Source organism: Methylobacterium sp. J-030 (assembly GCF_022829545.1).
In the GTDB taxonomy this organism is placed as follows: domain Bacteria; phylum Pseudomonadota; class Alphaproteobacteria; order Rhizobiales; family Beijerinckiaceae; genus Methylobacterium.
Genome location: NZ_JAKSYM010000170.1, coordinates 1 through 17,796, shown reverse-complemented (window position 1 = coordinate 17,796; position 17,796 = coordinate 1). Strand labels below are relative to the sequence as shown.

The 17,796-nt window shown below is 70.7% G+C and carries 14 protein-coding genes, 1 tRNA gene and 1 rRNA gene; 9 read left to right on the top strand and 7 right to left on the bottom strand.

Going from position 1 to position 17,796, the window contains the following annotated elements:
* Positions 1 to 50: 50 nt before the first annotated feature.
* The 5 genes from ytfQ (at position 51) to MKK75_RS10665 (ending at position 5,794) form a co-directional block, all read left to right on the top strand.
* A complete protein-coding gene (gene ytfQ, locus MKK75_RS10685; RefSeq protein ID WP_279593785.1) occupies positions 51 to 1,016 on the top strand; it encodes a galactofuranose ABC transporter, galactofuranose-binding protein YtfQ in 966 nt (321 codons plus the stop codon).
* A gap of 34 nt (positions 1,017 to 1,050) precedes the next feature.
* Complete coding sequence (locus MKK75_RS10680) at positions 1,051 to 2,586, top strand: sugar ABC transporter ATP-binding protein (RefSeq protein WP_244042559.1); 1,536 nt, start codon at positions 1,051 to 1,053, stop codon at positions 2,584 to 2,586.
* On the top strand, positions 2,586 to 3,560 hold the full coding sequence (locus tag MKK75_RS10675; protein WP_244042558.1) for an ABC transporter permease: 975 nt from the start codon (positions 2,586 to 2,588) through the stop codon (positions 3,558 to 3,560). The genes MKK75_RS10680 and MKK75_RS10675 overlap by 1 nt, the downstream gene beginning before the upstream one ends.
* A complete protein-coding gene (gene yjfF, locus MKK75_RS10670) occupies positions 3,557 to 4,570 on the top strand; it encodes a galactofuranose ABC transporter, permease protein YjfF (protein WP_244042557.1) in 1,014 nt (337 codons plus the stop codon). The genes MKK75_RS10675 and yjfF overlap by 4 nt, the downstream gene beginning before the upstream one ends.
* A gap of 285 nt (positions 4,571 to 4,855) precedes the next feature.
* Positions 4,856 to 5,794: a dihydrodipicolinate synthase family protein gene (locus MKK75_RS10665; protein ID WP_244042556.1), complete on the top strand. Its 939-nt coding sequence runs from the start codon at positions 4,856 to 4,858 to the stop codon at positions 5,792 to 5,794.
* A gap of 120 nt (positions 5,795 to 5,914) precedes the next feature.
* On the opposite strand, the gene MKK75_RS10660 is transcribed toward MKK75_RS10665, so the two are convergent.
* Positions 5,915 to 7,186, bottom strand: a complete 1,272-nt coding sequence (locus MKK75_RS10660) for an efflux RND transporter periplasmic adaptor subunit (protein ID WP_244042555.1) — start codon at positions 7,184 to 7,186, stop codon at positions 5,915 to 5,917.
* 194 nt (positions 7,187 to 7,380) lie between these two features.
* On the opposite strand from MKK75_RS10660, the gene MKK75_RS10655 reads away from it, so the two are divergent.
* The 3 genes from MKK75_RS10655 (at position 7,381) to purD (ending at position 10,396) form a co-directional block, all read left to right on the top strand.
* Entirely contained in the window at positions 7,381 to 8,601 is a 1,221-nt protein-coding gene (locus MKK75_RS10655; protein ID WP_279593784.1) for an oxalate decarboxylase family bicupin, read from the top strand.
* Between the two features lie 73 nt (positions 8,602 to 8,674).
* Positions 8,675 to 9,025, top strand: a complete 351-nt coding sequence (locus MKK75_RS10650; protein ID WP_244042554.1) for a hypothetical protein — start codon at positions 8,675 to 8,677, stop codon at positions 9,023 to 9,025.
* 96 nt (positions 9,026 to 9,121) lie between these two features.
* Positions 9,122 to 10,396 (top strand): phosphoribosylamine--glycine ligase, encoded by a 1,275-nt coding sequence (gene purD / locus MKK75_RS10645; RefSeq protein WP_244042553.1) that lies wholly within the window; start codon positions 9,122 to 9,124, stop codon positions 10,394 to 10,396.
* A 127-nt stretch (positions 10,397 to 10,523) separates the two neighbouring features.
* Here the strand turns inward: purD and ggt are convergent, their stop codons facing one another.
* Complete coding sequence (gene ggt / locus MKK75_RS10640) at positions 10,524 to 12,305, bottom strand: gamma-glutamyltransferase (protein WP_244042552.1); 1,782 nt, start codon at positions 12,303 to 12,305, stop codon at positions 10,524 to 10,526.
* 293 nt (positions 12,306 to 12,598) lie between these two features.
* Entirely contained in the window at positions 12,599 to 13,609 is a 1,011-nt protein-coding gene (locus MKK75_RS10635; RefSeq protein ID WP_244042551.1) for a 1-aminocyclopropane-1-carboxylate deaminase, read from the bottom strand.
* 251 nt (positions 13,610 to 13,860) lie between these two features.
* On the opposite strand from MKK75_RS10635, the gene MKK75_RS10630 reads away from it, so the two are divergent.
* The gene (locus MKK75_RS10630) at positions 13,861 to 14,325 is read left to right on the top strand and encodes an Lrp/AsnC family transcriptional regulator (protein WP_244042550.1); all 465 of its coding nucleotides are present in this window, start codon (positions 13,861 to 13,863) and stop codon (positions 14,323 to 14,325) included.
* Between the two features lie 84 nt (positions 14,326 to 14,409).
* Here MKK75_RS10630 and MKK75_RS10625 read toward each other — a convergent pair whose 3' ends face one another.
* The 4 genes from MKK75_RS10625 to rrf form a co-directional block, all read right to left on the bottom strand.
* Entirely contained in the window at positions 14,410 to 15,747 is a 1,338-nt protein-coding gene (locus tag MKK75_RS10625; RefSeq protein WP_244042549.1) for a replication-associated recombination protein A, read from the bottom strand.
* Positions 15,748 to 15,807: 60 nt separating this feature from the next.
* Positions 15,808 to 17,259 carry a Do family serine endopeptidase gene (locus tag MKK75_RS10620; RefSeq protein ID WP_244042548.1) on the bottom strand — a complete coding sequence of 484 codons (1,452 nt, stop codon included), beginning with the start codon at positions 17,257 to 17,259 and terminating at the stop codon, positions 15,808 to 15,810.
* 231 nt (positions 17,260 to 17,490) lie between these two features.
* A tRNA-Met gene (locus MKK75_RS10615) sits at positions 17,491 to 17,567 on the bottom strand.
* Between the two features lie 111 nt (positions 17,568 to 17,678).
* A 5S ribosomal RNA gene (gene rrf / locus MKK75_RS10610) occupies positions 17,679 to 17,794 on the bottom strand.
* Positions 17,795 to 17,796 lie beyond the last annotated feature (2 nt).

Genomic DNA, 17,796 nt, shown 5'->3' with positions numbered 1-17,796 from the left:
TGGGCCGATCGCTCGGAAGAGGCGGCGGCCGCAATCAGGGGGGACGTGTCATGAGAAAATCGGTTTCCATCAAGGCTTTGCTCGTGGGCGCGATGCTCGCGTGGGGCGGTGCGGCCCAGGCGGCCTCGCTGACCGTCGGATTCTCGCAAATCGGCTCGGAATCCGGCTGGCGCGCCGCCGAGACCACGGTGACCAAGGCCGAGGCCAAGAAACGCGGCATCACCGTCAAGATCGCCGACGCGCAGCAGAAGCAGGAGAACCAGATCAAGGCGCTCCGCTCCTTCGTGGCGCAGGGGGTCGACGGGATCCTGCTCGCCCCCGTGGTCGCCACCGGCTGGGATGCGGTGCTCAAGGAGGCCCGGGACGCCAAGATCCCGGTGATCCTGCTCGACCGCGACATCGACCCGTCCGGCAGGGACCTCTACCTCACTGCCGTCACCTCCGACAGCGTCGCGGAGGGCCGCGTCGCCGGCAACTGGCTGGCCAAGACGGTCGGCGAGAAGCCCTGCAACGTGGTCGAGCTCCAGGGCACGGTCGGCGCCAGCGTCGCCACCAACCGCAAGAAGGGGTTTGATACCGCCCTCGCGTCCCACCCCAACCTCAAGCTCGTGCGCAGCCAGACCGGCGACTTCACCCGCGCCAAGGGCAAGGAGGTGATGGAGAGCTTCATCAAGGCCGAGGGCGGCCGAACGATCTGCGCGGTCTACGCCCACAACGACGACATGATGGTCGGCGCCATCCAGGCGATGAAGGAGGCCGGCTTGAAGCCCGGCAAGGAGATCCTGACGGTCTCGATCGACGCGGTGCCCGATATCTTCAAGGCGATCGCGGCGGGCGAGGCCAACGCCACGGTCGAGCTCACGCCCGACATGGCCGGCCCCGCCTTCGACGCGCTCAAGGCCTACAAGGAGAAGGGCACGGTCCCGCCCAAGTGGATCCAGACCGAGTCGAAGCTCTACACGGCGGCCGACGACCCGCTGAGGGTCTACGAGAGCAAGAAGGGCCTCGGCTACTGACGCGCGCCGCGCCGTGATCCCCGCGCGCTTTCCCGTGTCCGCCCCGATCCTGCTCACCGTCCGCGGGCTCTCCAAGAGCTTCGCCGGGCACCAGGCCCTCGCGGGCGTCGACTTCACCCTGCGCCGGGGGGAGATCCACGCTCTGCTGGGCGAGAACGGCGCCGGCAAGTCGACCTTCATCAAGGCGCTGACCGGAATCGTCCGGCGCGATGCCGGCGAGGTCCGGCTCGACGGCGTGCCGATCGCGCCGCGCTCGGCGGAGGAATCGGCCCGGGCCGGCATCGCCACGGTCTACCAGGAGGTCGGCCTGCTGCCGAACCTCACCGTGGCGCAGAACCTGTTCCTCGGCCGCGAGCCGACCCGGTTCGGCCTCGTCCGCGCCCGGGCGATGCGGCGGCGCGCGTCGGAACGCCTGGCGGAGTTCGGCCTGGCGATCGATGTCGGGGCGCCGCTCGGGAGCTTCCCGGTGGCGGTGCAGCACCTCGTGGCGATCGCCCGGGCGGTGGACCTCTCGGCCCGGGCGCTGATCCTCGACGAGCCGACCGCCAGCCTCGACACGCACGAGGTGACGGTGCTGTTCGGCGTGATGCGCGGGCTCGCCGAGCAGGGTATCGGCATCGTGTTCGTGACCCACTTCCTGGAGCAGGTCTACGCGATCACCGACCGGATCACGGTCCTGCGCAACGGCCGGCTGGTGACCGAGCGCGACACCGCGCAGTTTCCGCGCCTCGACCTCGTGCGCACGATGCTGGGGCACGACCTCGCCGAGGACGAGGCGCGGGCGGAGACAGGGCCGCGGGCCCGGCGAATTGAGGCCGGCCCCCCGGTCCTGCGCGCGGAAAAACTCGGCAAGGCCGGCTATCTCCGCCCGGTCGATCTCACGGTGGCGAGCGGCGAGGTGGTCGGGCTCGCGGGCCTCCTCGGCTCCGGGCGGACCGAGACGGCCCGCCTGCTGTTCGGGGCCGAGCGGCCGGACCAGGGCCGCATCCTGCTCGACGGCAGGCCGACGCGGATCGCCGGCCCCCGGGACGCCCTGCGCCACCGCCTCGGCTACTGCCCGGAGGAGCGCAAGACCGACGGGATCGTCGCCGACCTGACCGTGCGGGAGAACATCGTGCTGGCGCTCCAGGCCCGGCAGGGCCCGTTCCGGCCGCTCGGCCGGGCCACCCAGGACCGGATCGCCCGCGCCTTCATCGCCAAGCTCGACATCCGGCCGCCCGACCCGGAACGGCCGATCGGGCTCCTCTCCGGGGGCAACCAGCAGAAGGCGCTGCTGGCGCGCTGGCTCGCCACCGCGCCGCGCTTGCTGATCCTCGACGAGCCGACCCGGGGCATCGATGTCGGGGCGCATGCGGAGATCATCCGGCTGATCCGGAGCCTGTGCGATGCGGGCCTCGCCCTCTTGGTGATCTCCTCCGAGCTGGAGGAGATCGTGACCTATTCCGACCGGGTGATCGTGATGCGCGACCGCGCCCAGGTGGCCGAACTCGCCGACGGGGCGATCGACGTCACCGCCATCCTCCGGGCCATCGCGGCGGAGGCGCCTGCAGCAATACCGGAGCCCGCCTGATGCGCGCGCTGCGTGCCGGAGCGCCCCAGCTCCTCGCCTTCTTGGCGGTGCTGTTCGCCGACCGGCTGGTCGCGCCGCAATTCCTCGACGTGCATTGGCAGGATGGGCGCCTGTTCGGCAGCCTCGTCGACGTGTTCAACCGCGGCGCCCCGGTGGCGCTGCTGTCGCTCGGCATGGTGCTGGTGGTGGCCACCGGCGGCATCGACCTGTCGGTCGGCGCCGTGATGGCGATCGCGGGCGCGGTGGCGGCGAGCCTCGCCGACAGCCAGCCCCTGCCGGTGGCGCTCGCGGCGGCTCTGGCCACGGGGCTCCTGTTCGGGCTGTGGAACGGCCTCCTCGTGGCGGTGCTGCGGATCCAGCCGATCGTCGCCACCCTGATTCTGATGGTCGCGGGCCGGGGCATCGCCCAATTGATCACCGAGGGGCGGATCGTCACCTTCGCGTCCGCCGACCTCGCCTATTTCGGCGGGGGCGCCGTGCTCGGCGTGCCGATGCCGGTAGTGCTGGTCCTCGGCATGCTGGGCCTCACCCTCGCCCTGGTGCGGGGCACGGCGCTCGGCCTGATGATCGAGGCGACCGGCGGCAACGCCCGGGCCAGTGCGCTCGCCGGCATCGACACCCGCGCGGTGACGCTCGCGGTCTACGCCTGGAGCGGGTTCTGCGCGGCTTTGGCGGGCGTCGTCGCGGCGGCCGACATCCTGGGGGCCGACGCCAACAATGCCGGGCTGTGGCTCGAGCTCGACGCGATCCTGGCCGTGGTGGTGGCGGGCTCGTCGCTCCTCGGCGGCCGGTTCAGCCTGTGGCTGGCGGTGCTCGGGGCCTTCCTGATCCAGGCGATGAACACCGGCATCCTGCTCTCCGGCCTGCCGCCGGAACTCAATCTCGTGGTCAAGGCCGCGGTGGTGCTGGCGGTGCTCCTGCTGCAATCGCCGCGCCTCGCCGGCCTGTCCCTGCTGCTGCGGAGCCCGCGATGAGCCGCAACCTCCCGGTCCTCGTCGCCGCTTTGCTGTTCGCGGCGGGCTACGGCCTCTGCGCGACGCAGTACCCCGCCTTCCTGACCACCCGGGTCATCGGCAACCTGCTGACCGACAGCGCCTTCCTCGGGATCGTCGCGGTCGGCACGACCGTCGTGATCATCGCGGGCGGCATCGACCTCTCGGTCGGCTCGGTGGTGGGCTTCACCACGGTGTTCCTGGCGCTCGCCATCACGCGCTGGGGCATCCCGCCGCTGGCGGCCTTCGGGATCGTGCTCGCCGCCGCCGCCCTGTTCGGCGCCGCGATGGGCGCGCTGATCCACGTCTTCGCGATGCCGCCCTTCATCGTGACGCTGGCCGGCATGTTCCTGGCCCGGGGTGCAGGCTTCCTGCTCTCCACCGAGTCGGTCCCGATCTACGCGCCCCTCTACGGCGCGGTCTCCGACCTCGCCCTGTCGCTGCCCGGGGGCGGGCGGCTGACCCTGACCGCGGGGATCATGCTCGCAATGTTCCTGGCGGGCGGGGTGCTGCTCCACGCGACCCGCTTCGGCGCGACGGTCTACGCGCTCGGCGGCAGCCGCCAGACCACGGCGCTCATGGGCGTGCCGGTCGGGCGCAACATTGTGGCGGTCTACGCCCTGTCGAGCGGGCTCGCGGCGCTCGCCGGGGTCGTGTTCTCCCTCGACACCGCCTCGGGCACGCCGCTCTCGGCGGTGGGCGTGGAACTCGACGCGATCGCGGCTGTGGTGATCGGCGGCACGCTGCTGACCGGCGGCCAGGGCGGCCTGCCGGGCACCTTCCTGGGTGTGATGATCGGCGGCCTGATCCAGACCGCCATCACCTTCGACGGCACCCTGTCGAGCTGGTGGACCAGGATCGCGACGGGGCTGCTGCTCTTCGCCTTCATCGCCCTGCAGCAGGGCTCGGTGGCGCTGGCCGGCCGGTCGGGACGGCGGTCCCGGGCCTCCGCCGGGGCGCCGGTCGTCCGTCCGACGGAGGTTCGGGCCTGACGTGTTGTAGGCCCGCATGGTCCGAAAGCCATGCTCTGACGCGCTCCGCGAGCCTGTTTAACCCATATCCCAGATTCCCAAAGGGCGAGCCCTTTGGTTGGTTGTCAGGGCGAAGCCCTGACTGTCTCTCGGGCGCAGCCCGACACCAGGGCCCCGCTCTGGACCCGCGAAAGGTCTCGACCTTTCGAAACCACGACTTGATCTCACCGTGATCGGCTAAAGATTTTCCCGGCGTCCGGGCCTATGGTCCCCGCCCGCTGCAACCTGCGACGGAGGAAAACCGGCATGCCCCTCACCAGCGACATTCGCGGCGTCGTGCCGATCGCCCCGACGCCGTTCCATCCGGACGGCCGGATCGACGAGGCCTCCCTCGACCGGATGACCGACTTCTTCGGATCCGCCGGCGTCGACGGCCTGACGATCCTCGGCCAGCTCGGCGAGGCCGGCAAGCTCGACCATGCGGAGGGGATCGCGGTGGCCAAGCGCGTCCTCGGGCGCACGCGGCTGCCGGTGATCGTCGGCGTCACGGCGCCGGGCTTCGCGGCCATGCGGGCGCTCGCCCGGGAGGTGATGGAGCTGGGCGCCGCCGGCGTGATGATCGCCCCGCCCAACACCCTGCGCACCGACGACCAAGTGGTCGGCTACTACCGCAATGCCGCCGAGGCGATCGGGCCGGACGTGCCGTTCGTCCTTCAGGATTATCCCCTCACCTTCTCGGTGCAGATGACACCGGGGGTGATCCGCCGGATCGTGTCCGAAAACCCCTCCTGCGTGATGCTCAAGCACGAGGACTGGCCGGGCCTGGAGAAGATCTCCTCGTTGCGCGGCTTCGAGCGTGACGGCTCGATGCGCCATATCAGCATCCTGGTCGGCAACGGCGGCCTGTTCCTCGACTTCGAGACCGAGCGCGGCGCCGACGGGGCCAATACCGGCTACGCCTTCCCGGAGATGCTGGTCGACGTGGTCCGCCTCGGCCGGGCCGGCGACCGCGACGCCGCCCACGACCTGTTCGACGCCCACCTCCCCTACCTCCGCTACGAGCAGCAGCAGGGTCCGCTGGGCCTCGCCGTGCGCAAATACGTGTTCATGCGCCGGGGGATTTTCGCGTCCGACGCGCAGCGCAAGCCCGCGCAGGCGCTGACCGCGCAGGCCAAGGCCGAGGTCGAGTACCTGCTGGCCCGCCTCGCCCGGACCGACAGCCGGGCGCGGCTGGAGCCCGTCTAGGACGCGGCGTTCTCGCTCGCCAGGCGTGGCCTGAAACGTCGACGCGCGGCCCGAACGGGTTTCCAGAGGGCGTCCGCCCTTTGGCGGGTGATCAGGGCAGAGCCCTGATGGAACGGCCGCTCACGCCCCCGCCTTGCCCTCCGGCTGCGGCGCGATCCTGTCGCCATCGCGCAAGGAGGCCGGCGGCCCCACGACCACGCGCTCGTCGCCGTTCAAGCCCGAGCGCAATTCCAGCGCCGTCCGGGTCTGGCGGAAGATCGTCACCGGGCGCATCCGCGCCACGGTGCTGCCGTCCGCCTCCGTCTCGACCACCGCCACGCGGGTCCCGTGCTGGTCGAAGATCAAGGCGTCGCTCGGCACGCTCACGGCGGGCGCGACCCGCGGGATCTCCAGCGTGATCGTGATGTAGAGGCCCGGCCGCAGCACCCCGTCGGGGTTCGGGATGTCGACCTGCGTGACCAGCGTGCGCGCGGCGTAGAGCAGCGTCGTCGACGAGCGCGAGACCGTCCCGGGGAAGATCTTTCCGGGGACCTGCGCCACCTCGACCTTCGCGTCGAGCCCGTCGCGGACGCCGTCGGCGGCGTAGAGCGGCACGTTCACCGCCATGCGCAGCACGTCGTCCCGGTTCAGCGTCAGGAGCGGCGTGCCCGTGTTGGTGTCCGCTGTCACCGCATCGCCGACATCGTTGTTGCGCGCCGTCACCACCCCGTCGAAGGGCGCGCGGATCTCCTCGAAGCTGGTCAGGACCTTCAGCCGGCTGACCTGCGCCTCCTGGGCGGCGATGTTGGCCTCCGCGACCTTCACGGCGGCCTTGGCGGCGTCGACATTGGCCGTCTGCGTCAGCACCCCGGCCTGCGACGTGTCGGCGTTCTGCCGGGTCTCGACGCCGGTGCCGGCGAGCGTCGAGGTCCGCTTGTTGTTCACGTCCGCGAGGTGGCGGTTGGCGTCGGCCTGGTCGACCATCGCGCGGGCCTGGATCAGCGCCGCCTGGAGCTGCACCACCTGCGCCTGGGCCTGGACGAGCTGCTGGTCGAGGTCGGGGGCGCTGATCCGGAACAGCAGGTCGCCCCGCTTCACGTGCGAGCCGATATCGACCTTGCGCTCGACGATGTAGCCGGTCGCCCGGGGAAACAGGTTGGCCGTGTCGAAGGCCTGGGTGGTGCCGGTCTGGGTCAGGCTCAGGGGCCCGGAGGCCCGGGTGGCCCTGGCCACCCGCACCTGGGGCGGCTTCGCCTCCGTCGATTGCGGCGGGCTCGCCGCCCGGGACGCATCCGGCCAGGCGCGGTATCCGAGGAGGCCGGCGCCCGCCAGCACCAGCAGGACGAGCCAGACGCGGCCGCTTCGCGCGGGCGGGCCGGTCCGGTCTGCGGCTGAACTGTCCCGGTCCGCCATCCTGCCCTCGGGTCGCGCTGCGCCTTGCCGCGGGCCCGGCGCCCGCCCGGGACGCGCCCGGCTCTGTATCCAATACATAGTCCGCGGACCGGGTCCGGGCGAGATGCCGCACTGCACGATCCGGCCCGGATCCTCCGGTCCCCCGCCCGGTTACCCCGCCGAACACTCCGCCAAGCAGCAGGATGCGAGCGACAATGACCGAGATCTCCAGGCGCGCCATCATCGCCGCGGCCGGTGGCGCGATGGTGGCGGCCCCCGCGGCGGCGCAATCCTCAAACCCCGTCCCGCCCGAGCGCGGGACTAAGGGCGCCGACATCCTGGGGCCGCGCAACCCGCCGCGGGCCGGCGAGGAGCCGTTCACCCTGGCCCCGCCCGCCACCGACCACGGCACGATGCCGAACCTGAAATGGTCGTTCACCGACAGCCACATGCGGCTGGAGAAGGGCGGCTGGGCGCGCCAGACCACCATCCGCGAACTGCCGATCTCGAAGGCCATGGCCGGGGTCAACATGCGGCTCAAGGCCGACGCGGTGCGCGAGATGCACTGGCACAAGGAGGCCGAGTGGGCCTACATGATCAAGGGCAAGGCCCGGATCACCGCGGTCGATCAGGACGGGCGCACCTTCGCGGACGACGTCGGCGAGGGCGACCTCTGGTACTTCCCGGGCGGCATCCCGCACTCGATCCAGGGGCTGTCCGCCGACGGGGTCGACGGCTGCGAATTCCTGCTCGTGTTCGACGACGGGGCCTTCTCGGAAGATTCCACCTTCCTGCTGACCGACTGGCTGGCGCACACGCCGACCGATATCCTGGCCAAGAATTTCGGGTTGCCCGAGAGCGCCTTCGCGAAGATCCCTCAGAAGGAACTCTACATCTTTCCCGGCCCGAATCCGGGGCCGCTGGCGGCCGACAAGATGGGCGGTGCCGGCGAGATCCCGAAGACCTTCAGCCACCGGATGCTGGCGCAGGAGCCGATCCGCACCAAGGGCGGCAGCGTGCGCATCACCGATTCCACGGTGTTCCCCGCCTCGGTCACCATCGCGGCGGCCCTGGTCGAGGTCGAGCCCGGGGGGCTGCGCGAGCTGCACTGGCACCCCAACGGCGACGAGTGGCAATACTACCTCTCGGGCAAGGGTCGGATGACGGTGTTCGGCTCGGAATCCAAGGCCCGCACCTTCGACTATCAGGCCGGCGACGTCGGCTACGTGCCCTTCGCCATGGGCCACTACATCGAGAACACCGGCGACACGACGCTGACCTTCCTGGAGATGTTCAAGAGCCCGCGCTATGCCGACATCTCGCTGACCCAGTGGCTGGCGCTGACCCCGCATGCCCTGGTGGAGGCCCATACCGGGATGGATCCGAAGCTCGTCGAGGCCCTGCCGGTGACCAAATCCCCGGTTGTGCCCGGTTGACGCGCCCCGGAACTTGGCGCGACCTCGATACGTCGACCCCGTAGACGTACCGGTCCATTTCACGGAGAGCCCCATGCGCGCCGCACCCCGCGCGCTCCTCGCCCTGGCGCTCGCCCTCCCGGCGGGCACCGCCTGGGCGCAGGTGCAGCAGAACGATCCGAACGCGGCCAATGCCTCGTTCGCCCTGCAGAGCCAGATCCGCACGCTGAACCAGCAGCGGGTCACGGACTACAACACGCTGAACCAGTCGATCCAGCGCAACGTGCAGTTCGAGTCCTTCGGGCCGGTCGTGCCCTACCGGGGCGTCTATGGCGGGCGCCCATCGGGTTACATCGTCGGACACCCCGTCGGGCGCCAACGCGGCGCCCACGGCCTGGTCCGGCGCGGCGGCGGCCTCAACACGAGCGTGTGCACCGGCTGCTGAGCGGCCGGGATCGTTGCGCAGGGCGGGGAAAGCTAAAAAAAGACCTTTCCCCGCCGGCAGGCTTCGCCCAGAACCTGGGTTCATGGTGGCGTACGCATGAATATCCTGCTGATCGGTTCGGGCGGCCGCGAGCATGCCCTCGCCTGGCGACTGGCCCGGAGCCCGCTCTGCACTCGGCTGTTCACGGCGCCCGGCAATCCCGGCACCGCCCGCCACGGCACCAACCGGCCGGACCTGACGGTCACGGACCACGCCGCGGTGGCGGCCTTCTGTGCCGCGGAATCGATCGGCCTCGTGGTGGTCGGTCCCGAGGCGCCCCTGGTCGCCGGGATCGTGGACGACCTGAAGGCGGCCGGAATCCGCGCCTTCGGCCCGACCCGCGACGCCGCCCGCCTGGAGGGCTCGAAGGGCTTCACCAAGGATCTCTGTGCCGCCTGCGGCATCCCGACCGCCGCCTTCGCGCGCTTCACCGCGCTGGAGCCCGCGCTGGCCTATGTCCGGCAGCAGGGCGCACCGATCGTCGTGAAGGCCGACGGGCTCGCCGCCGGCAAGGGCGTCACGGTGGCCGAGACCCTGGACCAGGCCGAGGACGCGCTCGCCGCCCTGTTCGCCGAGCCCGGCGCCGAGGTGGTGGTCGAGGAATGCCTGTTCGGCGAGGAGGCGAGCTTCTTTGCCCTCTGCGACGGCACCCGCGCGATCCCCCTCGGCACCGCCCAGGACCACAAGCGCGTGTTCGACGGCGACCGCGGCCCCAACACCGGCGGCATGGGCGCCTATTCCCCAGCCCGGGTCGTCACCCCGGAGATCGAGGCCCGGGTCATGGCCGAGATCATCGCGCCGACGCTCGCCGGCATGCGGGCGCGCGGCTGCCCGTTCACCGGCATCCTCTATGCCGGCCTGATGCTGACCGCGGCCGGCCCGAAGCTCATCGAGTACAACACCCGCTTCGGCGACCCCGAGGCCCAGGTGCTGATGCCGCGGCTCGCCTCCGACCTCGTGCCGGCCCTGCTCTCGGCCTGCGACGGCGACCTCTCCGGGGTGAGCCTCGAATTCGACGCCCACCGCGCCGCCCTCACCGTGGTGATGGCGGCGGCGGGCTATCCGGGGGCCGTGGTGCGCGGCTCCGTGATCCGGGGCGTCGAGGCCGCCGAGGGCGACGGCGTCCACGTCTTCCAGGCCGGCACCCGGGCCGAGGACGGTCAACTGCTGGCCGATGGCGGCCGGGTTCTGGCGGTCACGGCGCTCGGCGACAGCGTCACGGATGCCCAAGCCCGCGCCTACGCGGCGGTGGCGCGGATCGACTGGCCGGAGGGTTTTTGCCGGCGCGACATCGGGTTCCGGGCGGTGGCGCGGGAGGCCGGAGCGGGTTGAAAAATCCCGGTTTCAAAAGGTCTGCGGCCTTTTTCGGGTCCAGGGCAGAGCCCTGGTGTCGGGCAAAGCCCGCGTGTCGGGGCTCTGCCCCCGAACCCCGCCAAAGGGCTCGCCCTTTGGAAACCCTTTACTCCCCGATCGCCGCCCCGGCGGGCCGCCGGTTGTCGTTGGCGCCGTAGAGCAGGCCCGGGCGCATCGGCGCCGTGCGCGAGGCGTCGTTGCCCGAGGAGGCGGCCTCCGGGGCGTCGGGCGCGGCGGCGCGCACCGCGATCAGCTCCTCCGCCCCCCAGGGCTTCTGCACGACGAGCGTGTGGCCCATGGCCCGCAGAACGCCCTGCGTGTCCGCCGAGAGCGCGAAGGGCTCGGCATGGACCGTGTCGGGCAGCCACTGGTGGTGGATGCGCGGGGCGTCCACCGCTTCCTGCGGTTCCATGCCGAAATCGAGCAGGTTGATCAGCGTCTGCGCATTGATCGTGATGATCCGCGAGCCCCCCGGCGAGCCCGCCACCAGCGCGACCTTGCCGTCCCGCAGCACGATCGTGGGCGCCATGGAGGAGAGCGGGCGCTTGCCCGGCTGGATCGCATTCTTCGTGCCCTGCACGAGGCCGAACAGGTTCGGCACCCCGGTCTTGACCGTGAAATCGTCCATCTCGTCGTTGAGGAAGAACCCCGTATCGCCGGCGATCACCCCGGCGCCGAAATAGCCGTTGATCGTGTAGGTCAGCGCGACCGCGTTGCCGGCCTTGTCCATCACCGAGATGTGGGTGGTCTCGGCCCGCTCATGCGCCTCCAGGCCCGGATCCGGCCGGATCTCGGCCGAGGGGGTCGCCCGGTCCGGCCGGATCGAGGCCCTGAGCTTATCGAGGTAGGCCGGCGACAGGAGTTCGGCGACCGGGTTCGCCACGAAGGCCGGATCGCCGAGCAGCAGGTTGCGGTCGGCATAGGCGCGCCGCATCGCCTCGACCATCAGGTGGACGGTGCGGGCGGAATTGAACCCGGCCGCCCGCAGGTCGTAGCCGTCGAGGATGCCGAGGATCTCGCAGAGCGTGATGCCGCCGGACGAGGGCGGCGGTGCCGACAGGACCGTCGCGCCCCGGTAGCGGCAGGTCAGCGGCTCGGACTCCGTCACCGTGTAGGCGGCGAAGTCGGCCGCTGTCAGCAGGCCGCCCCCGGCCCGGGAGGCCGCCTCCACGGCCTCCGGGATCGCGCCCTTGTAGAACGCGTCCGCGCCGCGCTCGGCGATGGCCTGGAGGGTGCGGGCGAGGTTGGCCTGGACCAGCCGGTCGCCGGGCCGCCAGGGGCTGCCGTCCGGGCGCAGGAAGATCCGGGCGACGTTCGCTTGGCCCGCGAACAGTTTCGTGCCGGATTCGAGGATGTCGGTGTCGCCGCGGGTCAGCACGAACCCGTCCCGGGCGAGCGCGATCGCGGGCGCCATCACCTGGGCCAGCGGCAGGGTGCCGTACTGGGCGAGCGCGGTGTTCAGCCCGAGCACGGTCCCCGGCACGCCGGCCGCCTTCCAGCCGCGCAGGCTCGCGCCCTTCACCACGGCCCCGGCGGCGTCGAGGTACATGTCCCGGCTGGCCGCCGCCGGGGCGGTCTCGCGAAAATTGATGAAGCGGCTCCGACCGTCGGCCGCGTGCAGCACCAGGAAGCCGCCGCCGCCGAGATTGCCGCAGCACGGATTCACCACGGCCTCGGCATAGGCCACCGCCACCGCGGCATCGACGGCGTTGCCGCCGGCCTTGAGGATATCGGCGCCCACCTGCGAGGCGAGGCGCTGGGACGAGACCACCATCCCGTTCTCGCCCTCCACGGCCGGTCCCGAGGCGGCCCGGGCCATAGGGCCTCCGAGCGGGCCTCCGAGGGCGAGCAGGACGGCCAGGAGCAGCGCGCGTGCGGGTGCGATCATCCCTGCCCTCGTCCGGTCGCGGGTTCCGCGCCGGCATATAGGGGACCGCACGCCAGAGTCGCTAATCCCATCCGCCCCCTCGGGATGAAGGGGGCGAAGGGAGGCGAGGGAACTGGTCGATCCGCCTCACAGGGCCTCCGTTTCAACGCTTCGGTCGAGGTGCCCCTCTCCGTCATCACGAGCGCAGCGACGTGATCCGGGGTCGCGCCACATCAGGGAGCGTGGCGCTGTCTGGATCGCTGCGCTCCGCTTGCCGGAGATCGCGGTGCCGAAGGCACTGACCGGAAACGGTCTCAGCCGTTGCGGAACGTGTAGCTGTAGCCGTTCAGCGCCGGGGCGCCGCCGAGATGGGCGTAGAGCACCTTGGAGCCCTTCGGGAAGAAGCCCGTCTTCACGAGGTCGATCATGCCCTGCATCGACTTCCCCTCGTAGACCGGGTCGGTGATCATCCCCTCGAGCCGGGCCGAGAGCCGGATCGCCTCCACGGTCTCCTTGGAGGGCACGCCGTAGACCGGGTAGGCGTAGTCCTCGTTGAGCACCACGTCGTCGGCCACGATGTCGCCCGCGCCGACCAGGGCGGCGGTGTTCTGGGCGATGTCGAGGACCTGGGCCTTGGTCTGGGCCGGGGTGCAGGAGGCGTCGATGCCGATGACGTTGCGGGCGCGCCCGTCGGCGGAGAAGCCCACCAGCATGCCGGCATGGGTCGAGCCGGTGACCGTGCAGACCACCACGTAGTCGAAGCGCAGGCCCATCTCGGCTTCCTGCTTGCGCACCTCCTCGGCGAAGCCGACATAGCCGAGCCCGCCGTACTTGTGCACCGAGGCGCCGGCCGGGATCGCGTAGGGCTTGCCGCCCTCGGCCTCGACCTCGGCGAGCGCCCGCTTCCACGAATCGCGGATCCCGATGTCGAACCCGTCATCCACGAGCTGCGTCTGCGCGCCCATGATCCGCGACAGGAGGATGTTGCCGACCCGGTCGTAGACCGCGTCCTCGTGGGGCACCCAGGCCTCCTGGATCAGCCGGCACTTCATCCCGATCTTGGCGGCGACCGCCGCGACCATGCGGGTGTGGTTCGACTGCACGCCGCCGATCGACACCAGCGTGTCGGCCCCGCTCGCGATGGCGTCCGGCACGATGTATTCGAGCTTCCGCAGCTTGTTGCCGCCGTAGGCGAGGCCTGAGTTGCAATCCTCGCGCTTGGCGTAGAGCTCGACTTCGCCGCCGAGATGGGCGGTGAGGCGCTTCAGCGGCTCGATCGGCGTCGGGCCGAAGGTGAGGGGATAGCGCTCGAATCTGTCCAGCATAGGGTCTCTCCGGGTCTCGGGACGCCCCCCGGGTCGGAGCGGTCTCCGCCCGTCCCCGGATGCGTCGAAGCGAGGCCCCGAGGACGGCCGCATCGCAGGCTGGCTCCGTCTTCGAGGCGCAGGTGAAAGCTACCAGACTCGCGTTGAAAGGTGCTCTCGATCTTAACTTGAAAAATTTTGACTGCTTGCATCCTCAGGCCGACGGACCGAAGAGATATCCGCTTTTCAGCTTCGATCTGAAAGAAAACGCCATGTCTGAGGGGCTCGACCGGATCGATCAGAAGATCCTGCGTTTGCTGCAGGCGGATGGCCGCATGGCCAATGCCGAGATCGCCGAGCGGGTCGGCACCAGCGCGGCAACCTGCCATCGCCGGATCCAACGCCTGTTCGCGGACGGGTTCGTGCGGGCGGTGCGCGCGCTGATCGACCCGACCCGGGTCGGGCGCGGCACCCTGGTCTTCGTCGGCGTCGTGCTCGACCGCTCGACGCCCGAGAGTTTCTCGGAGTTCGAGGCCGCCGTGCGGGCGATCCCCGTGCTGCTCGACTGCCACCTCGTGGCCGGCGATTTCGACTACATGCTGAAGATCCGCGTCGCCGACATGGCCGGCTTCAACCGCCTCCACAGCGCCACGCTGATCGGCCTGCCAGGGGTGCGCCAGACCCGGACCTTCTTCGTGATGAAGGAGGTGATCGACAACGCGCCGCTGGATCTGTGACGCCCGGAGCTATTGCATCAGGGCTCCGCCCTGATCACCCGCCAAAGGGCTTCAGCCCTTTGGAAACCCGTGCCGGGGCGCGCCCTACCCCTCCCCGCGCCGCTCCCTCCGCAGGGCTTCCCACCGGTCGAGTCGCTCGGCGATGCGGCCCTCGTAGCCCCGTTCGGTCGGCTGGTAGAGGTGCTGGCGCCCCAGCGCGTCGGGCCAGTAATCCTGGCCCGAGAAGGCGTCGGGCTCGTCGTGGTCGTAGCGGTAGCCCTCGCCGTAGCCGATCCGCTTCATCAGCTTGGTCGGCGCGTTGAGGATGGTGCGCGGCGGCGGCAGGGAGCCGGCCTCCTTGGCCAGCCGCGTGGCGGCCTTGTAGGCCTCGTAGGCCGCGTTCGATTTGGGTGCGCAGGCGAGGTAGATGGCCGCCTGGGCCAGCGCCAGCTCGCCCTCCGGGCTGCCGAGGAAGTCGAACGCCTCCTTGGCGGCGTTGGCGATCACCAGCGCCTGCGGATCGGCGAGCCCGATATCCTCCACCGCCATACGCACCAGCCGGCGGGCTATGAACAGCCGGTCCTCGCCGGCATCGAGCATCCGGCAGAGATAGTAGAGCGCGGCGTCCGGATCCGAGCCGCGCACGGTCTTGTGCAGCGCCGAGATCAGGTTGTAGTGGCCCTCCTGCGCCTTGTCGTAGATCGGCGCGCGCCGCTGCACGATGGTTTGCAACGCGTCCGCGTCGAGGCTCTCGCCGAGGCCCGCCGAGCGCCAGACCTCCTCCGCCAGGGTCAGGGCCGCCCGGCCGTCGCCGTCGGCCATCCGCACCAGCACGCCGCGTGCCTCCTCGGTGAGCGGCAGGGCCCGGCCCGTCAGCGCCTCGGCCCGGACCAGCAGCCGCCCGATGGCCCCCGGATCGAGCGCCCGGAACAGCAGCACCCGGGCCCGGGACAGGAGCGCGGCGTTCAGCTCGAAGGAGGGATTCTCTGTCGTGGCACCCACCAGCGTGACGGTGCCGTCCTCCATCACCGGCAGGAAGGCGTCGAGCTGTGCCCGGTTGAACCGGTGGATCTCGTCGACGAACAGCAGCGTCGCCTGCCCGGTCGCCCGGCGCCTGCGGGCGGCCTCGAACACCTTGCGCAGGTCGGGGACGCCGGAGAAGATCGCCGAGATCTGCTCGAAATGCAGGTCGGTGCCCTGGGCGAGCAGCCGCGCCACCGTGGTCTTGCCGGTACCGGGCGGCCCCCAGAAGATCAGCGAGCCGAGACTTTTTCCGCGCAGCAGGCGGGTGAGGCTGCCGCCCTCCCCGGTCAGGTGCTCCTGGCCGACGACCTCGGCGAGGGTCTGCGGGCGCAGGCGGTCCGCCAGCGGGCGGGCGGCCTCGGCACCGCGGCCGGCATCCGGCGTCGAGGGCGGCTCCGCGGAGGCGAACAGGTCGGACATCCGCGCATCAACACCGGGGCCGAGGCCCGACGCAAGCCGGTCGTCCGCGATCGCGCGGGATCAGCCCTTGAACACCGAGGACAGAACCTCGCCGTTGCGGTTGATCGCCACGTCCCAGGAGTTGAGGCTGTTGCGGGTGACCCGGTCGAGATCCTTGGTGGTCGCGATCGGCACGCCGTTGACCGCCACGATCACGTCGCCCTTCTGCAACCCGACGACCTGAGCGGCGAAGGAATTCTCGTCCACCGCCTGCACGGCTACCCCGTCCGTCTGGAAATCGACCTGCATCTCCTCGGCGACCGCCGGCGATGTGTTGACGAGGGTCGCGCCCAGGAAGGGCGAGCGGGTCTTCACCTTGAGCGTGTCGCGCGGGCGCGTCTCCGGCGCGGGCGACAGCTTGACGGTGACGGTCTGCCGATTCGTGCCGCGCAGGATGCCGAACCGGGTCTGCCCCTGGATGCCCTTGAGCGCGAAGCGGTAGCCGAAGGCCTCCGGATCGGCGACCTCCTGGCCATCGACTGTCAGGATCAGGTCGCCGCGCTTCAGGCCGGCCTCCTCGGCCGGGCTCTTGGCCTGCAGGCTCGCCACCAGCACGCCGGTCGGGTGGTCGAGGCCCATGCTGTCGGCGATGTCGGGGGTGACGCTCTGGATCCGCGCCCCGAGCCAGGGCCGGCGCACCACGCTCGCCCCCTCGCGGGCCGCCTCGACCACCGCCTTGACCATGCCGGCGGGGATCGCGAAGCCGATGCCGTGGCTGCCGCCGGACTGCGAGTAGATCGCGGTGTTGATGCCGACCAACTGCCCTTTCAGATCGACCAGCGCGCCGCCGGAATTGCCCGGGTTGATCGCCGCGTCGGTCTGGATGAAGTACTGGTAGTCCGCCGAGCCGACCTGCGTGCGTGCCAGCGCCGAGACGATGCCCTGCGTTACCGTCTGGCCGACGCCGAACGGGTTGCCGATCGCCATCACGAAGTCGCCGACCTCCAGGGCGTCGGCGTCGCCGAACGGCATCGGCACGAGACCCTTGGGCGGCTCCTTGATCTTGAGCACCGCGAGGTCGGTGCGGGTGTCGCGCATCACGATCGCGGCTTCGAACTCGCGCCGGTCGGCCAGCGCGATCCGAACCTCGTTCATGTTGTCGATGACGTGGTTGTTGGTGATGACGAGCCCGTCCGAATCCACCAGGACGCCCGAGCCGAGGGAGCGCTGCGCCCGGTCGCCCCGGGGCCCGCGGCCGCCCTCCGGCTCGCCGAAGAAGCGGCGCATGAACTCCTCCATGGCGCTGGTGCGGGCGCTGGAGCGCTTGTCCACGTTCGAGGCGTAGACGTTGACCACCGAGGGCGCCGCCCGCTTCACCACGGGGGCGAAGGAGAGCTGCACGTCGGCCTTGCTGAGGGGCACGACCTTACTGAGAGTTCCCTCTTTCGCCTCCGTGCGCGCCATCTGGGCCGCGGCCGGACCGGCGGCCAGCAGGACTGCGACGAGGGCGGGCAGGGCGAGGCGGGTCAGCATAGAGGGGGCTCCGACATCAGGGCGGCCCTGTCCTGGATACGGGACGGACGCGCATGCTGCTGCCCTACGCTATCGAGGTCGATTGCGGCAGGTCGACGACACCTTCGCCGCAAGTCGCACGACGGATGAACCCAAGTAAGGCCAAGCTTATCCTGGGAATCGGAATGGCTTTGGCCAAACGAAAAGCCCCTCGTTCGTCGGAACGAGGGGCTTTGGCATGGTTTCAGGTTTTGGTTGCGGGGACAGGATTTGAACCTGTGACCTTCAGGTTATGAGCCTGACGAGCTACCGGGCTGCTCCACCCCGCGCCAGCGTGTACGGCCTGACCGCGGGCGTGTGCGGTTGGGCCGGATAGGTGGTCGTGGTGGGGGAATGGCGCGGGCTCGTGGGCGCCTTGGCGTGTTGGTTGCGATGGGCGGGTCTGGCGGCGACCGACTCTCCCGTGCCTTGAGACACAGTACCATGGGCGCTGGCGTGTTTAACGGCCGAGTTCGAGATGGGATCGGGTTCTGGGCACGCCGCTCAGGCCACCAGACC